Below are 1,262 nucleotides of genomic sequence, written 5' to 3' on the forward strand. Positions count from 1 at the left end.
ATCGCCAAAAAATAACAGCATCCCAAAACTCCGTATGAAGAATTACACAGCGATCGCATGAAAAACCCTCTCATGAATTTAAAATTTCTAATATGGATATAAATAAAATTCTCAAATCTTATGCTGCTGGAGAAAGAAGCTTCACAAGACTGAATCTGCAAGAAGCAGAATTAACGAATGCAGACCTCAGAGGTGCAGATTTTAGCAATGCTGATTTACGTCAGACACGACTTGGTAAAGCCAACTTCAACAAAGCATGTTTGCGAGAGGCAAACATGAGTGAAGCGATTCTCTGGGGAATAGACCTAAGTGAAGCAGACTTGTATTGCGCCATTCTTCGTGAGGCTGATTTAACTGGTGCAAAGCTGGTTCAGACATGCCTAGACAAAGCCAACTTAATCAAAACTAGTTTATGTGGTGCTAATTTAAATGGTGCAAAACTCTCTGGTTCTCTACTAATTCAAGCAGATTTACGTCCCAGTTCCAATCAACGCACAGACTTGGGATACGCGATTTTAACTGGGGCAGACTTGAGCTACGCTGACCTGAGAGCAGCTTGTATGCATCATACTAACTTAGATGAAGCGAAGTTATGCCGGGCAGACCTTAGTCGAAGCATCCAGTGGGGAGATTTGGCAACGGATCTTAGTGGAGCCAGTTTGCAAAGAGCAGACTTGAGCTATGCAGACCTCAATGGTGCGATTCTGCGAAACGCTAATCTGCAAGGAGCAGACTTAACAGGAGCTATTCTCACTAACGTTGATTTCCAGGGAGCAATCATGCCCGATGCTACAATTCATGATTGAAGAGGAGCGATCGCACTCGTTGCTGAAAAGTTTAAAATCATCAGCTATTTGTCAATAAGTAATAGTGCTTAAATTATTGCTAAAAATCGGCGTAGAAATGGCTATTATGTGCATAAGATTGGTTGAAAAGACAAGTCTGTTGATTCAGAAAACAAGTCTATAGCGATCGCCTATGCTCAAGTAGAACCTAGCGATCGCCCAGTACGATAAATGATGCGGTTGATGGCGATCGCACTACTTCAAAAGATGTGAGTGAAGGGGCGATCGCACGTTTGTTATCCGACCTCACCAAATGGTGTTGCTTCCAAATAGAATTATCATGACATTCCAATCATGGCTGGTCTATCAACCAATAAGCACCTGCATTTTTTTTAGTTGTTAGATATGAACCGGAATCATTAATACACAACCACTGATCCGTCCAGTGATGATTGACAAAATAAACTTCGTCGCCAT

General features: G+C 41.8%; 1 protein-coding gene. It reads left to right on the forward strand.

The features are described from left to right. Window positions 1-92: 92 nt before the first annotated feature. The gene (gene hetL / locus ACWATR_RS40120; RefSeq protein ID WP_460345987.1) at window positions 93-806 is read left to right on the forward strand and encodes a heterocyst differentiation pentapeptide repeat protein HetL; all 714 of its coding nucleotides are present in this window, start codon (window positions 93-95) and stop codon (window positions 804-806) included. Window positions 807-1,262: the final 456 nt, after the last annotated feature.

The sequence above is a fragment of the Nostoc sp. UIC 10890 genome, from assembly GCF_054786515.1.